Here is an 18,859-nt window from a genome sequence, read left to right on the forward strand (position 1 = left end):
GCCCAAAAACGCCTTATTATTAATCAAAAATAAAAGGCGGAATAATGGGGCAAAAAATAACCGATAGCTTAGAAAATCTAGTAACTAAAATAGGGCAAATGACGGCGAATAGAGATTATACGCCGTTAATAGTCACAAACACACAGCTTCTAAACGCTTACAACAACGGCTGGATAGCTAAACGCTACATTAAAAAGACAATAGGCGATATGCTAAAAATGGGGCGTGAAATCGACTGGGATGATATAGACGAGGAACGCAAAAAAGAGTATTACGACGCTTGTAATAAGCTAGAGATAGACGGCGTTATTAAAGACCTGCTTTTTAACGTTTTGCTTTATGGCGAAGCTGCAATATTGGCCGTAACTGACGCAAGTGAGGAAACCTATCAACTTCCATTAATGCCAAATGAAACAATTAAACAATTTATCGTATTCGGTAAAGGCGAATTTAAGGCAAGAAATGCAGAGCATAAATTTAACCGACCTAGCCTTTATGATGTAAAGGGCGTTAAAACTCACGTTAGCCGTCTTTGTATAGTGCAAGGGGGTATTAAGAGCTATGGCGTAAAACAGCGTGAAAGCATAAGCGATATAGCCACCGCTCTTGATGTGATAAAGATGTTTGACACTATCACGCTAAGCGTTAGCGATTTGATCGAGGAGTGCAAAATAGATGTCTATAAAATGCACGGATATAACGAGCAAATAGCGACTGGTAATGAGGGCGAGATACTAAAACGGCTAAGGCTAATAAATGAAGCCAAAAGTTACACTAACGCGATCGCTATGGATATGGAGGACGACTATTTAACAAAGGAAAATAACCTAACTGGGATAGCCGAGCTTTGGAGCAAGAGTTGTATTGTAGTAGCTGGAGCATTAAACCGCCCTATTAGCATACTATTTGGCGAGGGGGCAGGCGGATTTAGTAGTGGCGAGGAAGACAACCGAGCGTATTATGAAACGATAAACGAATTACAAAACACACTACTACGCCAAGTTTATGACTTCATCGATCCGTTTATATTAGGCGAAACCTTAGAATACGATTTTTACAGCATCGACAGCCTAAACGATAAAGAAAAAGCTGAAATTTTAAACGTAAAAAGCACAGCGCTTGGTAATTTGCTAGATAAGGGTGTAATAACCGAGGCGATAATTTTAAAAGAGCTAAAAGATGAGGGGCTAATTAAAAACATAAGCCTAGAGGATATAAACGAAGCCGAGCTATTAGCCCAAAAGTTAGACGAGCCAGCCGATGAAACCGACCTTATCTGAACTATTTAACAAGAAACGCAATAAAGAGTTTAAGCCAGTACAACCTAGCAAGCGTGCAGAGGTTAAATATCGCAACGCTTTATTACTATTAATAGCCTCTTTAAAAACGGCTTTATTAAAAAGGCTTAGGGCATTTTTGTTGGGTAATCCTACCGACGCCGAAATAATAGAACACACAACCCAAATATTAGACGGGCTACGAAAAGCTGACACATTGGACTACGCCAAAAGGTTAAGCCGAGGTGTAGTTAGTGCAGTAAATGAAACAAACAAAGAGCGACTAATTCAAAACGTGCAAAAAGGCACGGATATAGACCTAACACCGCTTGTGGGTGATACCGCCGTAAAAGGCAAACTAGACGAATATGTAGCCAAAAACGTGAGTTTAATAACCTCGGTTAAAAATGACTACCTAAACGATGTGGAAAAAGCAATAAGAGAAAGCTATTTAAAAAACGGCAGGGCTGAAAATTTAGCCACGATCATACACGAACGCACAGGCGTAAGTAAGAGCAGAGCCAGGCTAATAGCTAGAGATCAGACGGCAAAAATTAACGCCGAGCTAGATCAAGAACGCATGCAAAATCTAGGCGTAAAGCTTTATATTTGGCAGACGGCGAAAGATGAAAGGGTAAGGCACACGCACGCGAATATGCAAGGCGTGCTATGTCGTTTTGATGATGATAGCGTGTATAGCAAGGACGGCGGCAAAACCTGGATAAAACGAGAGGCGGACAAGCCGAAATGTAAGCCTGGCGTTGATATACAATGTCGATGTTTTGCAAAAGCAATCATAGGGGTATAAATGGATTTTAAAATAAACGATGACGGCTACATAATAACAAAAGCCAAAATGGCAAGTATTCATCCTATGGAATACCTAGGCGAGGAAATTGGACGCACAAACGGAAAAATTTATAAAGTTTTTAGGGACGAAAAAGAAGTTTTTAGCCCTGAAACAATTAAAAGCTTTGAGGGTAAGCCGCTAACGCTAACACACCCAGACGACGACGTAACCGCCAAGAACTGGAAAGATGCTGCCATAGGACATATTCAAAACGTACGCCGTGAGGGCGATTTTTTGGTAGGCGACGCATATATAAACGACGAGATAGCGATCAAAATAATAAAAGAACAAGGAATAAAGGAGGTAAGTTGCGGATATGACAGCAAACTAATAGAGCGTGATGGGAAAATTTGGCAAACGAATATAAGGGGCAATCATTTGGCGGTAGTAGCCGAGGGGCGAGCTGGTAAAGATTGTAAATTAGGTGATAGCAAAAGGATAAAAATGAAATTCATAAATAAATTAAAAGGCGCTTTGACAGCAGCCAAAAAGTTTAAAGATAACGACGAAGTCGGTAAAGAGAAAGTAGAGGAAGCCAACGAGGCTAATAATGAGCTAGTTGATCTTTTAGAGCAAGCATTAAGCGGTGCTGAGGAAGTAAGCACAAAACTAGACGAAACAACAGCAGAGCTTGAAAAAACAAAAACTGAGCTAGCAGATGTAAAAGCCAAAAGCGTAAAAGACGATGACGGCACGGACGAAAACGCAGAAATCGCGGAGCTAAAAGCTAAAGTTGAAGCGTTGGAAAAAGAAAACGCAGAGCTAAAGGCTGAAATCGAAAAACTAAAAGGCGAGGCAGCAACAACCGAAGCCGTAACAGACGCTAAAGCAAATTTTAGCCATGTAAAGCTAAGCGACGCTAAGAACGCTAGGGGCGTTTATGAGGCGGTAATCCTAGATAGTAAAGCATTTAATGCCGATGAGCTTAAAAAACTAAGTGATAGCGAGATTAAAGCTATTTATATGGGTATGCGTGTAAGTGCTAAAAATAAAGATAACAGCGGCAGCGTACTAGATAAATTCTACGACGCTAAGCCTAATAAAATCGATTTAAATAAAAAATTTGGAGGTAAATAATGGGCTATTTAGATAAAAGAGCTTTTGCAGGACAAGTGGCTAGGGCAGGCGAAAGTGCCGTAGTAGCACTAGCTTATGTAAATAACGATACCGAGGTTATCCCTTTTGGCGTATTTGTAACTAGCAAAGACGGCGGCGTAGCAAAAATAAGTAAAGCAACCGATCAGATTATGGGTGTTAGCCTTAAAATGGGAACAAAGAGCGAAAACAAGCCGAGCGAGGTTATGAGCGTTTTATCAATCTCTTATGGTAGTGAAGTTTGGGTGCAAGGTAAAGAAAATCACGGCTTAGCGGTTGGAGACACTATCCAAGTAGAAGCAACAGCAGGTGCAGACGCTGGCAAGGTAGCTAAAGCAGCAACGCTAGCAGTGACAGCAGCTAAAGACAAATTTTACGTAACCGAAGTAAGCGGCGATCTTGTAAAACTAATGAGAAAGGAATAATATGAAACTAAGAGATGAGGAAATTTTAAGCCAGCTTGCGTCAGCGGCGGCTAGCTTTAACGAGGGCTTTAAAGAGCGTGAATATCCAGAAGTGCAACTAGCTAATTTTGTGCCTATTACACAAAAAGGCGACGAGAGTATAGACGCACTAGATTATGGCGAGATTGAGGGCACTCAAGATTTAGAAAAAGGCTTAATTGACGAAAACACAACGGCACTAGAAACCGAGGGTTTAAACATTACAGCTAAAAAAGGTCTATACCTAATATGGGCTAAGTCAGCGGTTTATACTAACGAGGCAGTAGCTAGAGCTAAAAGACTAGATATTGAACTAGACACAGCAAATCTTAGCAACCTTGAGCGTGTAGCACTTCTTACGATGCAAAAAACAGCTCTTGTCGGTCACGCAAAGGTCGGTGCGGTGCAAGGCTTGCTAAATAACACTAGTGTAAAAGCAAAAGACCTAACAGCTGGGGCGGCTATTAGTGCAATGACTGGTGCAGAAGCTAGAGCATTTTTCTTGTCGCTAATTGAGTTTGGCTACGAGCAAAACGGCGGACTATTAATCCCTAATACGATCGCTATTGATAGCAAAGACCTTATGGCACTAGCTAGCAAATATGACAACTCTATTGGTGCGGTAAATGGTGGCGTAAATGCACTAACCGCTGTTAAAGAGGCACTATTGCAAAGCACGGGCGTTGATGTCAATATCGTTGGCATACCTTTAGGCTTTGCGCAAGGCTTAGGTGGTGGCAAGGGCAAAAACCGCGCCGTTGTATATACAAAGAGCGAGGACGTGCTAAGCACTGACTGGGCTTTATCACCAACAGCAATGCAACCATTTCAAAGAAGCGTGCTAAGCTGGGAAATCGCCGTTAAAGCTAAATTTACGGGTACATTAATTCGCCAGCTTGACAAAGTGGCTTACGTAAATTACAAGGCTTAACAATGACAATAGCCGATTTTTTAAATAAATTCCCTGAGTTTCAAGCGGTAGATGAAACACGCATAGAGCTAAGTTTAGACGAGGCAAAGCTACAAGTTACCGAGAAAATTTGGGGGCGTTTTTACGAGGTCGGCGTTTTACACTTAGCGGCTCATATTTTGGCAATGCAGGGGGCTTTAAACACGGAAGCGACAACTAGCCCTCAGCCATTGCGTGAAATAGGCAGTAAAGCCGTAGGTAGCCTAAGCGTAAGTTATACAAGTGGCAAAACTGGCTTTGAGAGCGAAAGCGGAAGCTACTATTTAACCAAATACGGACAACGCTACCTAGAGCTTAAAAAGCTAGTAACTCCACATTTTGGGCTAGTTAGATGATCGAAAAACTAGAGGGCAAGATAACCGAGTTAAAAGGGCTTAGCGTGGTGGTAGGCGTAACCGCTAAAAGCAATGCTAGAAGCGACGAGCTAACCAACGCAGATTTAGCTATGATCCACGAGTTTGGCAGCCCCGCTCACAATATCCCCGAGCGCTCATTTTTGCGTAAGCCTTTGATAAACAATGCCGAAGCGGTGGCTAATTTGGCAAAAAACGCAATAGGAAAATTTATTGCAGGTGAAATATCGCTAGAAACGGCGCTAGGATATGTAGGCGAGGAAGCTAAAGGGATAAGCAAAGAGGCAGTAACTAGCGGCATAAGCCCAGCTTTAAAGCCAGCCACGATTAAACATAAAAAAAGCTCAAAGCCCCTAATTGATACAGGGCAGTTGCTAAATTCTATCACTTACGAGGTGCGAAAATGATAAACGTTAGCGAGCTAATAGAGGATAGCGATTTTTGTCAAGTTATCAAAAGGGGCGATGACGAGTTTAAGGCGGTGGTGCAGTTTTTAAGTAATGACGAAATGCAAAGGTTGCCAGAGGGAGAAAGATACAAAGAAGCAGTTAGGATAGATACAAAATTTAACCTAAATTTGCAAGATGTAATAACTTACAAAGGCGTAAATTACCGCATTATTAATATGCAAGATTGGAGCGAATATGGATACAAAAACTTTGCAGGCGTTAGATTTGACGGGCTTGAAAGTTTTGATAGCCAAGGCTTTGAACGTAGATGAAAGCCTAGTGCGTGACAGCTACTCCAAAACGCTAAATGATAAGGCGGCTTATTTAACATTGCATTTATTAACCAGCACGCAAAAAGGGCGAGAATATAAATTTATAGAGGGCGAGAAAGAGGTTATCACTTCAACGCGTGAAGCCGTAGTTGGCGTAAATGCTTTTGGCAAAAACGCGAACTTTATAATCGAAAAATTAAATACCCTTTTTTACTCTAGCGAGTGCTTAAAGGAGCTTAAAATTTTAGGCTTAGGGCTAGTAACGATTAGCCCTATTAGGAACTTAAGCCAAATAGTAGGCGGTGGCGTAGAGGAGCGAGCTAGTATAGATTTAACATTAAGCTACATAAATAGGGTGGAAGTTTCTCAAAACGAGATAAAAACAGCCGAGATTAAAACGGCAAATTTTGGCATAAAGGTAAATAGATGAGTTTAACGATAAAAAGGATAGTAAATATCCAACTAAACGAGCAAGGGCAAATCGCAAAGAATAGAGATTTTAGCGTGATCGCTATTCTAAGCGACGACTGGTGCGAGGCTTACGATGATGTGAATACAAGATTTATAAGTATTGCTAGTGCAAATGACGCCGCGCTAAATTTTGGCAGTGAAAGCAGAGTAACTAAAGCCGCCAAAGCTATTTTTAGCGTAAGCGGTGTTAAAAAGGCAATCGTTGCTAAGTGGGTAAAAGAGAATAAGACAACACAAGCAACGGCAAACGAACTAAGAGGCTCGGCGCTTAATGTAGGCATTAATAAATTAAAAGCTATCACAAGCGGAAGCTTTAAGCTAAACGTAGGCGGCGCGGATAAAGTTTATACAAATTTGGATTTTAGCTCGTGTGTAGATTTTGAGGCGGTGGCAACAAAACTAACAGCGGCGATTAGCAAAGACGGAATAAAGGCGGTATATGACGCAGAGGGTAACCGCTTCATAATTAGAGCAGCAACGTCTGGCAAAAATGACAACACAAGACTAGGCTATTTTGAGAAAGCGGATAGCGGCGATTTTGTAGGTGTGCTTTTAAACCTAGTTAGCGGTAAGAGCGATATTTACGCAGGCAAAGACAGCATAACACAGAAAAAAGAGAGCCTAAGCGAGGCGTTAGATAAATTATTCAACGCAACACAAGGCTTTTACGGCGTTTATTCGTCAGCTATTTTGGCAGACGAGGAAGTAGCAGAGCTTAACGAGTGGATCACTTCAGTGCAAAACCCAAGCGTAGCAGGCTATACGATCACACGTAAAGCACAGCTTGAAAGCGTGAATACAAACGTGATAAAAAAGATAGCCGATAAAGATAGCGGTCGCTTTTTTGCAACATACAACAACACTGGCGACGAGCACGCAGGTGCTGAATTGCTAGCTAAGGCATTAAGCACTAATTGGGAGGGATCAAACACAGCCCAAACAATGAAGTTTAAAAACCTAAAAACAGCTGGCACCGATGAAACTATCACGCTAAATTTAGCCGAAAAATGCGACAAACTAGGCGTAAATTATTATACCGATTATGACGGCGTAAGTATGATAGCCGAGGGTGTGGCTTTAGGCGGTAAATTTATAGACGAAACCGTAGGACTTGACGCTTTTAATAATCGCACCCAAATAGCCGTTTTCAATGTGCTTAAGGGTGCTAAAAAAGTGCCACAAACCGATAAGGGGCAAGTAAGGCTAATAGCAGCGGTTAAGCAAGTTTGCGAGCAATTTGTTAAAAATGGCTTTATTGCTCCAGGACAATGGCGCGGTGATCCAGTTGGCACACTAGAAAGCGGTGATTATTTGGATTTAGGATACTACGTTTACAGCCCTAGCTACACCGAGCAACTACAAGCAGATCGCGAGGCTAGAAAGTCAGTGCCGATCAATGTCGCAATTAAGCTAGCAGGCGCGATACACAGCGTCGATATTTTGATAAATTACAATAGATAAAAGGGGCTAAAATGGCAAGATACCAACACGATACGATCGTTTTATTACTAAACGGCTACGAGATAACCGCTTATGCAGACGGAAGCGACGTAATAAGCATAGAAAACGCAGCCGATGCAGGAGCTTATACAATAGGCGCTAGCGGTAGGGGTGTTTTTACGGGTAGTTGCAACCAAAGTGGCACGCTAACCCTAAAACTTCTACAACATAGTGAGGATTGTAAATTTTTACAAGACCTTTATAATCAACAGCGTACAGAGTTTAAAAACTTTAGCCCTATGACAATGGAGTTTAAGGACACGCTAAACGGCGATGAGCTAAGTGGGCTAAATGGCTTTTTCGTAAATGACGGCGGACTAAAAAGAGGTGACGCTCACAACCCAACCGAGTTTAAAATCGCCTTTGAAAGAATAAGCAAACGCTTAGAAAATGGAGCTGGTAACTAATGCAAACATACGAGTTAATCATAAATTCAAATAAATACGTTTTAAGAAGTGCTAATTTTTTTGAGACCAAAACGCAGTTGCAAAGCCTTTTGGGGCTAGCCAAAGACGCTATCAAAATGCAGGGTGAGGACGTAAATATTGACGTAGGGCAAATTATAGCTAATATAGGCAGTGCAGCGTTTAGCGGCGTAGAAAATTTTATTTTGAAATACGCTAGCGTGATAAACGCAGAGGGTGGCGAAATACTATTAAGAAATGTTAGCCAAGCCGAAACGCATTTTAACGCCAACAGAGGCGATTATGCTCAGCTTATTTTAGAGGGGTTAAAATACCATTTTTTAGACTTCTTGCCCGCTGGGGCAAAATCCTTAACGGGTATAACAGCCTACCTAAACAAAGTGTAAAAGGCGACCTTGAAATAGATTGGATAATGTGGCTACCGATTGTTAAAGGTTACGCCACGCTAAACGATCTACGCACCGTCTACGACTTCGAGGACGGTATCGCAATGCACGAGGTTATTATCGAGCTACTAAACGAGGAACGTCGAGCCTTAGAAAAACAATAAGGCTCACTCCTTTATTTTCTACACACAAGCCGAACCCATTATTAAAATTTGCTCTAATATGCCCTTAAAAGGATATATAGTGCTATTAGATGAATTTCTTTATAAGATCGGATTTGATGTTGATAGTGGCAAGATAAAGCAGATAGAGCAAGGGTTAAAAAATGTCTCTAGCATAGCTAAACAAACAGCCCAGCCTATTAGCGACGCGGTAAAAGCTGGCATGGAAAGAAATGCCGAGCTAATAGCAAAATTAGAGCAAGCCAAAAATAAAGGCGTAGAGTGGTGCGAGGAAGCTAAAGAGCAAGCCGAGGAACTCGCTGCAGGTTTTCATGAAGTGGCAGAAGCAGAGGAAAAGGTCGGCGAGAAAGCAAAAGAAGCAGCGAAAGAGACTAAAAAACTAACCGAAAAAAAGCCAGCTATTGGGCTAAAACAAGAGTTTGACGGGATAAGAAACAAGTTTTTACTAATCGGTGCAGCAGCAACGGCAGCAAGTGGGCTAATAGCAAATTATCTAACCGTGCCACTTCAAAATATCCAAGAGCTAGCTAAGCAAAAAAATAAATTGTTTAATATAACCCAAGCCGAAATAGATCAGGCAAAAGAATACCAAGACCGCTTGCAAGAAAGTAAGACGGCAATGCAGTCTATTACTACGCAAGTAGCATTAAAATTAATCCCAGTCGTCAATCAAAGCCTAAAAGGTTTTAACAACTTTCTAAAAGCAAATAAGGCGCTGGTGGTCGAGGGATTAACTAATGTCTTTAAGTGGATATTGAAGCTAGGGCAAGTATTTACAAACACGTTTAGATTTTTAAATAAAGTAATAAATAGCACGATAGGCTGGAAAGCAGCGCTATTAATTCTTGTTGGTGTCTTAGCGGTCGTTAAGCGTGCAATGCTAGCGGCGTTTTTAACCAACCCGATCGGCTGGGTAATTATACTAATAGGCGGTCTTATTTTACTAATTGATGATCTAATGACCTATTTAGACGGCGGCGAAAGTTTATTTGGCGACTATTGGAAGCCTTGTATCGAGTGGGGCAAAAAAGCCATAGCGTTATATAAAGAAATCGAACCAACGATTAAAGAAGTTTGGGATTTTGTGGTTAATTTTATTACTGAAAGCGTAAATGCAATAATTGCTCTCTTTGAAGTGTTATATGGCATTTTTACGGGCGATTGGGAGCTAACAAAAAAAGGTTTTAAAGACGTGGGTGACGCTATCCTTAAGGCCTTTGAAGTGCCATTTAAATGGATTAAAAAACAATATGACGAGTACATAGCCCCGATTATCAACGCCGTTAAAAATTTTGATATAGGTCAGACCGCTAAAGATATGTGGGAGGGAACAAAAAATTTATTTGGCTTTGGCAACGATACACCAAAAGCAGCACTAGCGACGCAATACGCAGATAACAATCGAACGAATACATACAATAGTGGAGATATAACAAATACATACAACATAACAACCCAAAATCCTGAAATGGTTGAGCGCATAATGCAAAAACAAAATCAATTAAATTTAGCAGCTGCTTATCATAATGTGGGAGGTGGCTATTAATGATTGAAGTAACAAGCCGTAAGATAGGCACGTTTAGATTAGATGCAACCGAGCAAGAAAACAATAAAAGCACGCTTCGCACTACCAAAAACCCTATTGAAAGCGGTGCAAATGTGGCAGACCACGCCGTATTAGAGCCGAAAGAAATAACAATCAAGGGCAAAATAGTGGCTTATGAGCCACCTAGCTTTACACAATTTGACGAGATTATGCAAGTAGTCCGTTTTAACCTGCCATATATAAAAACCGCTCATCGTTTTACCCAAAAGGCATACAAACTCTACAACAATGTAAAGCATATAAAAAACGAAGCGATGCGATACGCTAGGATTTTTGGCGTTGATAAGAAAATACGCGAAATAGCACCATTTTTAACTGACGGAAAAGAGAATAAGGACAACAGCGCCGCTAAAAATAGACTACAAAGCCTATATAAAAAGCTTTTGGAAGTGCAAAAGAGCGGCGAGTTTTTGATCGTAACAACAGGGTTAAAAACATATAGGAATATGCTAATTACAAGCATAGAGGTAACCACTGAAAGCGATCTATACGCTGATGTTACGCTCACGCTCGAGGAGGTTTTTATAGTAGAAACAAAAACAGCTAAAGGGCTAAACGTAGGTAAAAGAGGTGTAAATTTAGGCAAGACCGAGCCAAAACAAAAGAAAACAAGCCTTTTAAAGGATATATTTTGATTTACGAAATACCAACAACACACGAGTTAAAACAAACGCAAAATTTTAACATATTTGATATGGAACTAGAGCTAACTCTCAAATATAACGAAGTTGGCGCAGTTTGGCAATTTGATTTAACCGATCTAAATGCAAATAAAATTTTGGTTTTTAACAAAGGCTTGGCGGTTAATGCTCCTAGTCTTATTAATAAAAACCTACCTTTTGTTTTAATGCTAGTTGATACCACAAAAAGTGGCGTTAATTGCGTAGATTTTAGCGAGCTAGGCGAACGCTTGAAGCTTTACGCCGTAAGCAAAAAAGAGTTTAACACAGCAATGAGTGAGATAGCAAAGGATAGGACGTGAGGCAATATGGCAGACGCTACCGCTTAGAAATAGGCAATAATAAGCAAAGCATAGTGATAGACAACCTCGCAATTAGTTTTAGCATCGAAAAAACGATAAGCGAAGAGCCGAATACTAGCAAAATAGAAATTTATAACCTAAATACCAACAATCGCAACCAAATAGCGAATAAGATTTTTAACCAAGTGAAATTATTTGCAGGCTATGACGAGCCGAGATTAATTTTTGCGGGGCAAATAACGCAGGCTTACACTAGCCGTAATGATTTAGATTTTATTACGCATATTGAGTGCGGCGACGGGCAAAATGACTATTCAAAATCTAGGGTATACACGACGCTAAAAGCTGGCGTAAAAGATAGCGATGTAGTAAATATGTGCGTTAAAGCAATGTCAAGCTCAAAGCAAGGCGTGGTGGATTTGCCGAAAGATAAAGCCCTGCCAAGGTGCAAAGTATTGAGTGGCGATATAAAGGATTATTTAAAGCACGTAGCCAAAAATAACGACGCTAACTGGCATATATTAGATGGCAATTTAAATATTTTACCAAAGAACAAAATTTTAAACGATAGCGAGGGCTTTGTTTTAAGCGAACAAACCGGGTTGATTAATAGCCCAGAAAAAACTGACGACGGACTAAGGGTTACGTGCTTATTAAACCCAAAACTAAATATTGGCTCGCTAGTGTGTATACAATCAATTTTAAGTGAATATGACGGCGATTATAAGATCACCCAGCTAACACATAGTGGCGATTTTCTAAACGATACGTGGCAAACGGAATTAATCGCAATAAATGGAAAATTTAATAAAGTAGAGAAAAAATGAACAATCCAAATTTAACGCAGATTTTTGATAGCGGATTATTAAGCTTTGAAGCAGGGGTGCATACGGCGCTACCTGCTAAGGTGCTTAAATTTAACGCAGGCGATAATACGGTGCAAGTCGAACTAATGATAAACGAGCTAAAACGTGACGGCGTGAGCGTGCCATTACCTCCGATAGATGATGTGCCAGTGCAATTTTTTAGGGGTGGCGATTTTGTGATTACTACGCCGATAAGAAAGGGCGATCACGGACTTTGTGTATTTGCTGAGCGTTGCATTGATGGCTGGTTTGCTAGTGCAGCAAAAAGTGAGCCACTAGATTTTAGACTACACGACTACTCGGACGGCTTCTTTTTAACTGGCTTTAGCCCACGACCAGAGGCGGTTAAAGATGTGGATTTAGACGGCGTTTGCATGCGAACACTAAGTAAAAGCACCTACCTAAAACTAACCGAGGGGAAAATCATAATCAAGGGCAACATAGAGCAGACGGGCGACTACAAACAAATAGGGAATAAAAACCTAGTTGGCAATTTTTCACAAGTCGAGGGCAATAGTATAACTAATGGCACAATGACGGCTAAAGATGTGATCGCTAGTGGGGTGAGTTTAAAAAACCATACGCACGGTGGCGATAGTGGTGGCACAACCACACAACCAAACCAAGGGGAGTAAGTGAAAGTAAGGGCGATAGATAGCGAGGGCGATTGGTTACTAAGGCATAAAGCGGATAGTGCTGCAATAGCCCAAAACGTTAAAACGCAAATTTTAAGCCTTTACAATGACTGGTTTTTGGATTTTGAAAATGGTGTTAGGTGGTTTAACTATTTATCAAAAAATCCCAACACAGACAAAATGCGAGATGAAATAAAAAGGCAAATCTTAAGCGTTGAGGGCGTTAGTAGTTTAGAGATTTTAAACATAAACCTAAACGAACGCAAGGCAACTATTGAGGTGCAATATAGGGATATTTACGACGAAAGCCAAAGGTTATATATAAATGCGAGTGAGTGAAAATAGAATAATAATTGATGAATTAGAGACTATAAAAGAGCGTTTAGAAAATGGCTTCAAGGCGATTTACGGCGAAAATTTAGAGTTAGGATCATCAACACCAGACGGGCAAATGATTGGACTATTTAGCGAAGCATTAAGTGAGGTCAATCAAGTGCTTACTTTTATCGTACAAATGTTAGATCCATACTTAGCGACTGGCGAGTGGCTAGACCAGCGCGTAGCTTATGCAGGGCTTTTAAGAAAAACGGCAGATTATAGCAGAGCTAGTGGCGTTACAATACATGGAGCTAGTGGAACAACTATCAAAAAAGGCACAATTTTAAAAGATAAAAACAGCGATTTGTGGGTAACTGACTATGAAGTAACACTAGGGGCAGAGGGGTCAAAAGCCGTTAGCGTAACTAGCCAAGAAACAGGAGCGTTTATCCTAAACGAGCAAGACGAGCTAGAAATGCAAGAGATAATCCTAGGCGTCGATAGAATAGTAGCTACTAAAAACTCAACACTAGGGGCTGATGAGGAAAGCGACGGCGAACTTTTGCTTAGATTTATGCAAAGCCATAGCATAAACAACAACGACGAGCGCCAAGGGCTAGAGAGTTACCTGCTTAACCTAAAGGGCGTAAAACAATGCAAGGTTTTAGAAAACTACACTAACCAAACAGACGCTAACGGAGTAGAGCCACATAGCCTAAATGCTATTGTTTTAGGTGGCGACGATACAGCAATAGGCGAGGCGATTTTAAGAAAAAAAATAGGCGGCTGCGGCGTACAAGGACAAACAAAACTAGAAATTGAGTTTTTAGGTGCTAAGCGTGAGGTTAAATTTGACCGCCCAACGCAGATAAACCCTAGAATATTTTTGCGTATAAAACGCACAGAGGGCGCAACGGATATAAACACCGATAAAATTAAAGAGCTACTATCTAGCCATGTTTTCAATATAGGTGAGGACGTTTATATTAGCCGCTTATATAGCATAATAAACGACGTTAAGGGGTTTGAGGTTACGCAATTTACAATAAATGGCGGACAAAGCCTGCCGGTAGCAGTGCGTGAGATATGCGTTATTAACAAAAACGATATTGATTTGGCGGTAGTGTAATGGTTGAGCTAATTTGGCAATACCGCAAAAAGTCAAGGGCTAGAGCGACCGCAAAACTTTTAAATGATGAAGTATATAAAACCTTTGACGACGCCATAAAAGTAGCCGAAATTTTGAATATTGATACAGCAAGCGGGTACGCTTTAGATTTAGTCGGTCGCCACGTAGGCGTAAGCAGAGAACAACAAAATCTTATATTAAAAGATTTTTTCGCCTTTACCCAAGCCGAGAAAAAACAAGGTTTTAATAAGGGCGAATTTTACCGCCTAGGCAACTCTTTAAAAGGTAGTTTTTATCTCAACGATAGCGATTATAGATTTTTAATAAAAGCAAAAATCATCAAAAACTACCAAACTGGGACACTAGAGAATAGCTACAAGTCGCTAGAGTTTTTATTAGGGGCTGGTAACTTCATATTTGACAATTACGATATGACCCTAAATTTAGTCTTGAAAAACGCCAAGACGACACAATTTTTAATAAACCTAATTTTTAAAAACGACATTTTAGCTCGCCCAGTAGGTGTAGGGCTAAACGTGATACTAATCGCTGACAAAAAATGCTTTGGCTTCAAGCAAAATAAAGCCAACTTGGCCTTTGGTGTTGGCAAATTTGCAAGAATATATAAGGAGCAGTAATGATATACGAAAAACCGAAAAATGAGATTTTCGCTAGTGATGCAAAAGACGGCGAAATCGTAGAGTTTCCAAATGTTAAAAGAGGCTGGGGCGTAACCGAAAATTTAGGCTTTATCCCGCCTATGGAGTATTTTAACGCCGCTTTTAACCGTGTGGATAAGTCAATTGCCTATCAATTGCAACGAGGCGTTGCCGAGTGGGATAAAGATTTAGAATACCCGGTCGGAGCGGTCGTTAGTTTAAACGGGGTTGTATATGTGGCAAAAAGCCAAAATACAAACAAAAACCCAGCAAACGAGGCGACAATTTGGGATATTGTGGCGACTCAAAAATGGTGTGACAATCTATTTGTAAAAAAATCACAATTAAAGGATGGCATACCAGTCGGAAGCTATCTTTTATATAGCTCAAACTCAAATACTCCAGATGGATTTTTACGCTGCGACGGATCGGCGCTTGACAAAACAACATATGCTGCGCTTTTCGCAGCTATAGGGTACACATACGGGCGAAGTGGCGATAAATTCTTACTGCCAAACTTTAGCGATGGCAAATTCATGAGGTCAACAGGCGGCAACGCTGCTGCCCTTGGCGCAGCTCAACAAGACGCATTCCAAGGACACTTTCACGCATGGAGAGATAATGCATCCGAAGTTGGGTGGAGTTACAATGTTACAGGCAATACCTCAAATAAGCCAGGAACTAGAAAAAATAATAGCATTGTTTCAGAACCTACACCTGATGGTAAAAATGGTGAACCTAGAACTGCAAACGAAACAAGGCCATACAATATGTCCGTAGTTGTGTTAATTAAATACTAGGAGCAATGATGAAAATTTATATTTATAACACCCAAAACAACGAGTATCTATACGAGGTAGAAGCACAAATAGATCCACTAGCAAGTAGTAAAGGCGAAACGATCTATCTAATGCCTCCAAACGCAACACAGATCGCACCAACTGAGCCAAAAACTGGCTTTGTAAACGTTTTTACTAATGGCAAGTGGGAGCAAATCAAAGACGAGCGCGGCGAAACCTACTATGACGACGAGAACAACGCCGTGACCATAACCGAACTAGGACAAGAAAAGGGGCTAAACAAAGAGCCAAAGGTAGATGAAAAAGCTATGCAACTAGCAGAGCTTGAAAACGAAATTAATGAGTGCGAGAACTATATCCGCCACGCTCTTATAATCGGTAACAATGCCGTGCTTGAAAGTCTAAGAGCAGAGTATAAAGAGCTAATCGCTCAAAGAGAGGGTTTAAAATGAGCTATTTTTTAATCTGTGTACTATCCCTAATTCTGGGCATTTTACTTTGCCCTATCGTGATTTTCCTAAGAGCTAGAAAATGCGAGGGCTGGGACAGCTCGAATATGACCAATATCTTTCGCGTATTTGCGCACCTTGGAGCGCACCCAGATGACTTTGCCAAATTTCAATACGAGGACGGTAAAAAACCGTTCTGGTACTTAGACAAAGACGAATTCACAGATGTGGTTCAAACTAGACCAACACAAAAGGATAGGAAATGAGAGGAAAAGTAAAAAGGTGCGAAATTTGCGCATCAAAGCTGGATAAAGACGGCGCTTGCACTTGGAGCGAGTGTCCTAAGTGCCCAGAATACAAACAGAGCGAAACAAAAGAGAATGAGAAGCCAAAAGATAAAAAGGACGAGTAATGCTTAAATTTAAAGAGTTTTTACAGCTCTTTGGAATTATTGCCATTGAATTGCCACTCGAACTGTTAAGCTGGGTAGTAGTACCTATTGCTCTAGTATTTTGTGATAAGCAAAGTGATCGCTTACCAAAGTGGGCGCGATACTTTGAGGACGCTAGCGACTATTACAACGGCGAAAACTCCGCTATCAATGGTGATAGTGGATGGCGTAAAGAACACTATCCAAATGGCAAAAATAGGACGTATTTTGCACGTCTTAGGTGGCTATATAGAAATCGTATCGGCTACTTTTCAAGCAGAATAAACGGCGTAAAAGTGAGCGAGATAGAACCATCAAGTGTAAGAGTGCAAGGCAATATCAAAGTTACAAGCAATGGTGGAGTGATAAGTGATTTTTGTAAAGTTACTTGCAAGCTTAAAGATGGTCGCACTCGTTTTGGACTTTTCAAAACGATCCGATACAAAGGCTTTTTAAGTGGCTTTTATTGTCGTATCTACGTCGGCTGGAAATTGCTCGACGTGGCAGAGATGAACGAATATAACAAAGCCACGTTTATGCAGCCAGACGACAAGGCATTTTTAAAGAGTGTGTGGGCGATAAATCCGTTTAAAAGGGTGCGAGGGAGTAATAATGCTAAGCCCTAGTTTATATCTTAGTGGCTTCTTGCTACTAACTACCCTATTTCTTGGGAATAGGTATCAAAGCTTAGATAATGAGCTAAGTGTTACCAAAGAGAGATTAAGTGCCAGTGATAAGATGAACCTTAGGCTAAAAGATGAGATAAATGAGCAAGATAGGCTCATATCTCTTAAGCTTGATATTATAGAGAAAGCCAGCAAACAAAAACAAGCTTTAGAGCTAAAAACAAATAAAGTTAAAGAAAGGGTGCTAAATGAAGATAAAAAGGATATGTCTAACGCTCTTAACCTTAGCGTATCTTATGTGCTTGATGGGTTGCGTAAACAAGCAGGAAGTAGCAAATAAGTATGACAAGATACCTAATCACTTGCTTAATGCGCCTATCATTTCAGATAGAAACGTAACAAATCAGAATGAAGCTGGTGTGTTACTAATAGATGTTTATAGTGGGTATAAGACTTGTGTAGACCAGCTAGAAGCTATAAAAGATTATGAAACAAAAAGAGACAAACAATAAAAGCATAAGGGTGCGTAAATGGAAGCGATCATAAAAAGTACTAAGAAATTTTGGCTAAATAAGATGGTTGTAGTAGAAATAATATTATCCGTCCTAATAATGTATATTTTTACATATAAATTTTAAAAAAAAGAGCGGATAATGGAGGATCTTGTCAGCAAATTAGGAATTTATTTTTGGGTTGTAGTTGTCGGCCTTCTAGGTGGAGCGCTAGGGTCTATAAACAACAAAGAACAAACCATAAATAGAGAGCGTAAAGTAGTAAATTTTATAGTTGATACTATTAGCTCGAGCTTTATTTGCTGGATATTTTTTGAAATAGCATCATTTTTTACAAACAATAATGATCGATTTAGTCTTGCAGTCGGCGGCTTTTTTTCTTGGCGTGGAACAGCGTGGATACGCGCTGTGGTTGATAAAGTAATAGATAAAAAGATCAGTAGCTTTGGCAGTTATGACGACTTCCCACCTAAGCCACCCAAAGATTTAAATTTTTAAAGGATAAAAAATGAAAAATTTTACTAACGCATTTTGTACATTAATGAGCCTAGAGTTTAACAGCCCTAAAGACGCACTACATAAAAACCCAACAGAAAAAGGCTTAACTTTTATGGGTATTTATGAAGCCGCTCACCCAAACTGGCAAGGCTGGGGGCAAGTTAGGGCAGCTATCAACGCATACGGCAATCTTGAAAAGGCTAGCGTCGCCCTATATAACGACGACGCCTTAGTTGAGCTTGTGGGGAAATTCTACAAGGCTAACTATTGGGACGCTATGAGGCTTGATGAAATAAACAGCTATCAAAAGCAGGCGGAAATATTTATATTTGGCGTAAATGCTGGGTGTAAAAACGCTATTAAAGCAGCCCAAAAGGTTGTAGGCGTTACAATGGACGGCATTTTAGGCGCTAATACTCTAGCCGCGATAAATGCGTATAATGAAGTGAGTTTTGATAAAGACTACGACCGAGCAGAAATAGCATATTATCGAGCTATTATGTCAGCTAATCCAACTTTGGCTAGATATGAAAGAGGCTGGATTAATAGAGCCGAAAAAGTGTAAAAAATATCTTTTTTGCTGACTTTTTAGCTGACTAATATTTTTAAAATAGCGTTTATTACGTAATAAGAGTTGATTTTTCAAATCCCTCTCTGTCCGCCACTACTTATAGAT

Annotated in this window: 29 protein-coding genes; all 29 read left to right on the plus strand. The window is 40.3% G+C overall.

Annotation, left to right across the window (positions count from 1 at the left end; genetic code table 11):
• Positions 1-44 precede the first annotated feature (44 nt).
• The 29 genes from CVS93_RS01615 to CVS93_RS01745 all read left to right on the plus strand — a co-directional run bounded on the left by CVS93_RS01615 (position 45) and on the right by CVS93_RS01745 (position 18,748).
• Positions 45-1,280 (plus strand): anti-CBASS protein Acb1 family protein, encoded by a 1,236-nt coding sequence (locus CVS93_RS01615; RefSeq protein ID WP_107686308.1) that lies wholly within the window; start codon positions 45-47, stop codon positions 1,278-1,280.
• A 139-nt stretch (positions 1,281-1,419) separates the two neighbouring features.
• Complete coding sequence (locus CVS93_RS01620; RefSeq protein WP_159071503.1) at positions 1,420-2,085, plus strand: phage minor head protein; 666 nt, start codon at positions 1,420-1,422, stop codon at positions 2,083-2,085.
• Positions 2,086-3,204 carry a DUF2213 domain-containing protein gene (locus tag CVS93_RS01625; RefSeq protein WP_107686310.1) on the plus strand — a complete coding sequence of 373 codons (1,119 nt, stop codon included), beginning with the start codon at positions 2,086-2,088 and terminating at the stop codon, positions 3,202-3,204.
• Positions 3,204-3,647, plus strand: coding sequence for a hypothetical protein (locus CVS93_RS01630; RefSeq protein WP_107686311.1), 444 nt, complete (start codon positions 3,204-3,206; stop codon positions 3,645-3,647). The genes CVS93_RS01625 and CVS93_RS01630 overlap by 1 nt, the downstream gene beginning before the upstream one ends.
• 1 nt (position 3,648) lies before the next feature.
• Positions 3,649-4,596 (plus strand): major capsid family protein, encoded by a 948-nt coding sequence (locus CVS93_RS01635; protein ID WP_107686312.1) that lies wholly within the window; start codon positions 3,649-3,651, stop codon positions 4,594-4,596.
• 2 nt (positions 4,597-4,598) lie between these two features.
• Positions 4,599-4,970 carry a DUF4054 domain-containing protein gene (locus CVS93_RS01640; RefSeq protein WP_107686313.1) on the plus strand — a complete coding sequence of 124 codons (372 nt, stop codon included), beginning with the start codon at positions 4,599-4,601 and terminating at the stop codon, positions 4,968-4,970.
• On the plus strand, positions 4,967-5,395 hold the full coding sequence (locus tag CVS93_RS01645) for a hypothetical protein (RefSeq protein WP_107686314.1): 429 nt from the start codon (positions 4,967-4,969) through the stop codon (positions 5,393-5,395). The genes CVS93_RS01640 and CVS93_RS01645 overlap by 4 nt, the downstream gene beginning before the upstream one ends.
• On the plus strand, positions 5,392-5,709 hold the full coding sequence (locus tag CVS93_RS01650; RefSeq protein ID WP_084109846.1) for a hypothetical protein: 318 nt from the start codon (positions 5,392-5,394) through the stop codon (positions 5,707-5,709). The genes CVS93_RS01645 and CVS93_RS01650 overlap by 4 nt, the downstream gene beginning before the upstream one ends.
• Positions 5,696-6,139: an LIC_12616 family protein gene (locus CVS93_RS01655; protein WP_107686315.1), complete on the plus strand. Its 444-nt coding sequence runs from the start codon at positions 5,696-5,698 to the stop codon at positions 6,137-6,139. Before CVS93_RS01650 ends, CVS93_RS01655 begins: the two co-directional genes overlap by 14 nt.
• The gene (locus CVS93_RS01660; RefSeq protein ID WP_107686316.1) at positions 6,136-7,641 is read left to right on the plus strand and encodes a DUF3383 domain-containing protein; all 1,506 of its coding nucleotides are present in this window, start codon (positions 6,136-6,138) and stop codon (positions 7,639-7,641) included. The genes CVS93_RS01655 and CVS93_RS01660 overlap by 4 nt, the downstream gene beginning before the upstream one ends.
• A gap of 11 nt (positions 7,642-7,652) precedes the next feature.
• Complete coding sequence (locus CVS93_RS01665) at positions 7,653-8,087, plus strand: phage protein (RefSeq protein ID WP_107686317.1); 435 nt, start codon at positions 7,653-7,655, stop codon at positions 8,085-8,087.
• A complete protein-coding gene (locus CVS93_RS01670) occupies positions 8,087-8,491 on the plus strand; it encodes a putative phage tail assembly chaperone (protein WP_107686318.1) in 405 nt (134 codons plus the stop codon). Before CVS93_RS01665 ends, CVS93_RS01670 begins: the two co-directional genes overlap by 1 nt.
• Positions 8,492-8,517: 26 nt before the next feature.
• Positions 8,518-8,655, plus strand: a complete 138-nt coding sequence (locus CVS93_RS09735) for a hypothetical protein (protein WP_159071504.1) — start codon at positions 8,518-8,520, stop codon at positions 8,653-8,655.
• Between the two features lie 79 nt (positions 8,656-8,734).
• Positions 8,735-10,219, plus strand: coding sequence for a hypothetical protein (locus CVS93_RS01675; RefSeq protein WP_107686319.1), 1,485 nt, complete (start codon positions 8,735-8,737; stop codon positions 10,217-10,219).
• Positions 10,219-10,914, plus strand: a complete 696-nt coding sequence (locus CVS93_RS01680) for a phage baseplate protein (protein WP_107686320.1) — start codon at positions 10,219-10,221, stop codon at positions 10,912-10,914. The genes CVS93_RS01675 and CVS93_RS01680 overlap by 1 nt, the downstream gene beginning before the upstream one ends.
• Positions 10,911-11,261, plus strand: a complete 351-nt coding sequence (locus tag CVS93_RS01685) for a phage baseplate plug protein (protein WP_107686321.1) — start codon at positions 10,911-10,913, stop codon at positions 11,259-11,261. The genes CVS93_RS01680 and CVS93_RS01685 overlap by 4 nt, the downstream gene beginning before the upstream one ends.
• Positions 11,258-12,088 (plus strand): phage protein, encoded by an 831-nt coding sequence (locus CVS93_RS01690; RefSeq protein ID WP_107686322.1) that lies wholly within the window; start codon positions 11,258-11,260, stop codon positions 12,086-12,088. Before CVS93_RS01685 ends, CVS93_RS01690 begins: the two co-directional genes overlap by 4 nt.
• Positions 12,085-12,762, plus strand: a complete 678-nt coding sequence (locus tag CVS93_RS01695) for a Gp138 family membrane-puncturing spike protein (RefSeq protein ID WP_107686323.1) — start codon at positions 12,085-12,087, stop codon at positions 12,760-12,762. Before CVS93_RS01690 ends, CVS93_RS01695 begins: the two co-directional genes overlap by 4 nt.
• A complete protein-coding gene (locus CVS93_RS01700; RefSeq protein WP_107686324.1) occupies positions 12,763-13,101 on the plus strand; it encodes a hypothetical protein in 339 nt (112 codons plus the stop codon).
• Positions 13,094-14,209, plus strand: coding sequence for a baseplate J/gp47 family protein (locus CVS93_RS01705; RefSeq protein ID WP_159071505.1), 1,116 nt, complete (start codon positions 13,094-13,096; stop codon positions 14,207-14,209). The genes CVS93_RS01700 and CVS93_RS01705 overlap by 8 nt, the downstream gene beginning before the upstream one ends.
• Positions 14,209-14,847: a DUF2612 domain-containing protein gene (locus CVS93_RS01710; protein WP_107686326.1), complete on the plus strand. Its 639-nt coding sequence runs from the start codon at positions 14,209-14,211 to the stop codon at positions 14,845-14,847. The genes CVS93_RS01705 and CVS93_RS01710 overlap by 1 nt, the downstream gene beginning before the upstream one ends.
• Positions 14,847-15,668 (plus strand): phage tail protein, encoded by an 822-nt coding sequence (locus tag CVS93_RS01715; RefSeq protein WP_107686327.1) that lies wholly within the window; start codon positions 14,847-14,849, stop codon positions 15,666-15,668. The genes CVS93_RS01710 and CVS93_RS01715 overlap by 1 nt, the downstream gene beginning before the upstream one ends.
• 8 nt (positions 15,669-15,676) lie before the next feature.
• A complete protein-coding gene (locus CVS93_RS01720) occupies positions 15,677-16,120 on the plus strand; it encodes a hypothetical protein (protein ID WP_107686328.1) in 444 nt (147 codons plus the stop codon).
• Positions 16,117-16,383, plus strand: a complete 267-nt coding sequence (locus CVS93_RS01725) for a hypothetical protein (protein ID WP_107686329.1) — start codon at positions 16,117-16,119, stop codon at positions 16,381-16,383. The genes CVS93_RS01720 and CVS93_RS01725 overlap by 4 nt, the downstream gene beginning before the upstream one ends.
• A complete protein-coding gene (locus CVS93_RS09785; RefSeq protein WP_199907223.1) occupies positions 16,380-16,529 on the plus strand; it encodes a hypothetical protein in 150 nt (49 codons plus the stop codon). Before CVS93_RS01725 ends, CVS93_RS09785 begins: the two co-directional genes overlap by 4 nt.
• The gene (locus CVS93_RS01730) at positions 16,529-17,173 is read left to right on the plus strand and encodes a hypothetical protein (protein ID WP_107686330.1); all 645 of its coding nucleotides are present in this window, start codon (positions 16,529-16,531) and stop codon (positions 17,171-17,173) included. Before CVS93_RS09785 ends, CVS93_RS01730 begins: the two co-directional genes overlap by 1 nt.
• On the plus strand, positions 17,160-17,513 hold the full coding sequence (locus CVS93_RS01735) for a hypothetical protein (protein WP_107686331.1): 354 nt from the start codon (positions 17,160-17,162) through the stop codon (positions 17,511-17,513). The genes CVS93_RS01730 and CVS93_RS01735 overlap by 14 nt, the downstream gene beginning before the upstream one ends.
• A gap of 313 nt (positions 17,514-17,826) precedes the next feature.
• Positions 17,827-18,183 carry a phage holin family protein gene (locus CVS93_RS01740; protein ID WP_107686332.1) on the plus strand — a complete coding sequence of 119 codons (357 nt, stop codon included), beginning with the start codon at positions 17,827-17,829 and terminating at the stop codon, positions 18,181-18,183.
• Between the two features lie 10 nt (positions 18,184-18,193).
• On the plus strand, positions 18,194-18,748 hold the full coding sequence (locus CVS93_RS01745; RefSeq protein ID WP_107686333.1) for a putative peptidoglycan-binding domain-containing protein: 555 nt from the start codon (positions 18,194-18,196) through the stop codon (positions 18,746-18,748).
• Positions 18,749-18,859 lie beyond the last annotated feature (111 nt).

Origin of the sequence: Campylobacter concisus, from assembly GCF_003048535.1 — a bacterium.
In the GTDB taxonomy this organism is placed as follows: domain Bacteria; phylum Campylobacterota; class Campylobacteria; order Campylobacterales; family Campylobacteraceae; genus Campylobacter_A; species Campylobacter_A concisus_S.